The organism is Aeromonas sp. D3, assembly GCF_027705025.1.
GTDB lineage: Bacteria > Pseudomonadota > Gammaproteobacteria > Enterobacterales > Aeromonadaceae > Aeromonas > Aeromonas salmonicida.
Genome location: NZ_JAPDBE010000082.1, coordinates 1 through 3,560, shown reverse-complemented (window position 1 = coordinate 3,560; position 3,560 = coordinate 1). Strand labels below are relative to the sequence as shown.

The 3,560-nt window shown below is 57.3% G+C and carries 2 protein-coding genes; both read right to left on the bottom strand.

The window, feature by feature from the left end; genetic code table 11:
- Window positions 1-112: 112 nt before the first annotated feature.
- Complete coding sequence (locus OKC28_RS22770) at window positions 113-1,594, bottom strand: methyl-accepting chemotaxis protein (protein WP_202042030.1); 1,482 nt, start codon at window positions 1,592-1,594, stop codon at window positions 113-115.
- Window positions 1,594-2,445, bottom strand: coding sequence for a diguanylate cyclase (locus OKC28_RS22765; RefSeq protein ID WP_182975784.1), 852 nt, complete (start codon window positions 2,443-2,445; stop codon window positions 1,594-1,596). The genes OKC28_RS22770 and OKC28_RS22765 overlap by 1 nt, the downstream gene beginning before the upstream one ends.
- Between the last annotated feature and the right edge of the window lie 1,115 nt (window positions 2,446-3,560).

Here is a 3,560-nt window from a genome sequence, read left to right as displayed (position 1 = left end):
GGCTCAAACATGAAGAAATGAAATGACTGAGTCAGCCGAGAAGAATTTCCCCGCTTATTCGCACCTTCCCTAGAAAAACGGCGCCCAGGCCGGGCGCCGTTAGCGGGGCAAATTACAGTGTGAACTGGGCCAATTCACCGTTGAGGGTCTGGTTCTGACGGCGAACCTGCTGCGCCTGTTCGGTCACGCCCTGCCCCAGTTCGCCCAGGCGCACCGACAGCCCCTTGACCGACTCCACGTTGCGGCTGATCTCTTCAGCTACCGAGCTCTGCTCATGGGCGGCGGTCGCCACCTGGGCATTCATGGCATTGACACTGCCGATGCGTGATTCGATGCCCTGCAGCACCTCCTGCAGCGAGGCGGCGATGTCATTTGCGTGCTGCACCGCCTGCTGGTTCTTCTGCATGCCGTCGTAGGCGACATCGGAGGCCTGTTGCAGCTGATGGATGATCACCTCTATCTCCTTGGTGCTCTGCTGGGTCTTGCTGGCCAGCGACCGCACCTCGTCTGCTACCACCGCAAAGCCGCGGCCCTGCTCACCGGCCCGCGCCGCCTCGATGGCGGCATTGAGTGCCAGCAGGTTGGTCTGCTCGGCGATGCTCTGGATCACCACCACTATGTTGCCGATTTCGGCGGAGGTCTCGCGCAGCGTCTGCAACTGGCTGGCGGAACCATCCATGTCGGTGCGCAGCGCGGCGATCAGTGAGAAGTTTTCCTGGACTCGGGCATAGCCCTCGCTGGCAAAGCGATTCGCTTCGTGGGTGGCCTCGGCCGTGGTTTCGGCATGCTGGGCCACCTCGTTGGCGGTCATCGACATCTCGTGCAGCGCCGTGGCGACCTGTTCGATCTCCTGCTGTTGCTGCTCGATATGCTCGTGGGTCTGGGCGGCCACCTGCTCCAGTCGGTCGGTGGAGCTGTTGACCTGGCGCCCGATCTGGGTCAGCCCGGAAACCAGCTCGGCCAGGGTCACCATCACCGCATTGAATGCCTTGGCCAGACGGCCCAGCTCGTCGTCACGCCCGGTGGGCAGACGCTGGGTCAGGTCGCCACGGCCACTGGCCATCTGCTCCAGCAAGCGGGTCACGGCATTGAGCGGTGTGACCACGATGCGCTTCATGGCGATGAAAATCAGCGCCGAGATACCGGCCAGCAGCAGCACTATCAGGCCGATCAGCACCTGCATCAGGGCCCCCAGGCTGGCGGCAACCGGGCCTGTGTCGTACTGGATTTCCATCCGCCCCGTGACGTCCTCGCCATGGTGGATATCGGCCTGGGCCGCCAGCAAGTCGCCGGTGGCGGGGCGCTGCGCCTCGGCCAGCAACTTGCCCCTGTGGTCTGTGATGCGGATGCTGGCGATCTGCGGCTGGCTTACCAGTGCCTCGGCCAGCTTCTTGCCCTGTTCATAGTCATAGGTAAAAACAGGCTCATCCAGTGCCACCTGGGCCAACTCGCCCAGTGCGGCGGTCTGGGCAGAAAATTCTGCCTGTAGATGGCGCGCCAGCACCCAACGCCCACCGGTCAGGCCCAGCAGGGTGCCCAGCAGGCCCGCCACCAGCAGCAGGCAGACGATCTTGCTATTAAGAGTTTTTGGCATTACTCAGTTACCTCACGGGTGTAATCAAACCAGAGTTCGGCGCGCTGCAGCGGCGTGCTTGCCGGCAGATCCGGGTTATCCAGATAGATGGCGGTGCGCTGTTTCATGTTGGAACCTTGCAGCACCGCCTTGATGGCAGGATGGGCATAAAAGTAGCGATCGAAGCTGCCATCGGCGATGGCCTGCTCCAGCCCCTGCTCGATGCGCTGCGCCAGCTGAGCATTGTGCTGGCTGACAAAGAAGTAGAGCGGCATCTTGTAGATCAGCAGCAGGTGAGGTTCCACCATCAGGGGGAAGCCTCGCTGCTCGTCAAGCTCGCGCAATGCCTCGCCGGCGCCGCGCGGATAGTAGTCAAAGCGGCCGCCATCCAGCATGGGGTAGAGGCTGGCGGTCTTGACCGCCGTCACCACATTGAGCCCGGCCTCCCTGAGGATGCGGGTGTCGGTCCAGAAGCGGCCTTGACCGGCCTTGAGTCTGGCCAGCTCCTCCAGGGTGCGGATCGGGGCAAAGCGGGCCGCATCCTGCTGGCGGATCACCAGCAGGCGGTGGCCCAGCAGCCCCTTGTACAAGGGGATGCGCACCGGCAAGAGACGGCGCTCCAGATCCTGGTTGGTCGCCGCCCAGAACAGATCCAGGCCGCCGCGCTCAATCTCGGCGATACGGCTCTCGTCGTTCTGCTCCTCGGCGGCAAAGCTGAACTGGTAGGGCTCCTCGCTATAGGAGAGTGCGAGTTTGAGCAGGCCCAGTTCGTAATTTTCCTCCGGATTGGGCAAATAGGGCAGTTTCAGGGGGGTGGCCGAGGCAACGGATGCGACAAACACCAGCGCCAGCATCGTTATCAATCGCGTCATTTTTTTCTCTATCCTGTCGGGAAATATTTCAGCGTTATCAGCATGAATTAATTTCAACTGCATCATGGTGACAAGGGGCGATATGCATCAGCACCAATATCTGCTGCGTGCGCAGCGATGAGATTGGTTCGCTATAGATGATTGGTGAAGATAGCCATTTTTGCCACTATTAGCGTGTTACATTAACAAAGAAGCATATTTTATGCGCATTGTGCGCAAAATAGGTTCCGGATGCAATGTCAAACGCCCTGATAGTGACGCGTGCCGCTCTGCCATTAAGGGTATGGCACCTGAAAGGGATTAATTCCGCAGCTTGTTTTCGGAATTGACGAGAGCACAATGCCACACTGCTGCCACAATGCAGCCAACCTGTAACCACATTATCACCACCATCCTTGCCACAATCCCAACACTCTATGACCACAAACCTGCCACACTGTTACCACCGTTGTACCACAGTGTTCACACAGTAGATGCCGTACTAATTTGATCGCATTGACAAATTTTCTGGTCACAAATAGCCCATTCCCCGTTACTCCCTACTCTGGGCGCATGATAGGCAATAACAATCAAACGGGTTGGAATGTACGTAATCAGAAACGAGTTTTTTGGTATCTCACTTTGCGCCCGAACAACAACAGTCGCGGGATGAACGTACCGCGACTAACGGAAAGCACGTGCGCTTCTGTAGGGAGTAACGGAGCATGTGACCAGTGCACGGCTATTGCGATCAGTGTGAATCCGGTTGGAAACTGTGGTGATTGAGATCAGCACCTCGTTGTCCACTAATTTTGGCGGCATGGCCGCACTGTATTCCGAATGCAGCCAAGCGCACTGGAAACAATCCAGGCATTTGTGAATATGAACACATCAAAAAACACCCATATGAGTACAATAAACAGCCTCATTGTGTTATTCCATTTATAAACAATGAGTTAATGCGGTTTTTGCATCATAAATTCAATTTTCTATCGGGATAACTGAAGACATGGATATGAAGTTGACACCCTTCCTTTTGGCTTGTATCGGTATCACTGGTCTAAGGAAGGTGCGAACAAGTCCCTGATATGAGATCATGTTTGTCATCTGGAGCCATGGAACAGGGTTCATCATGA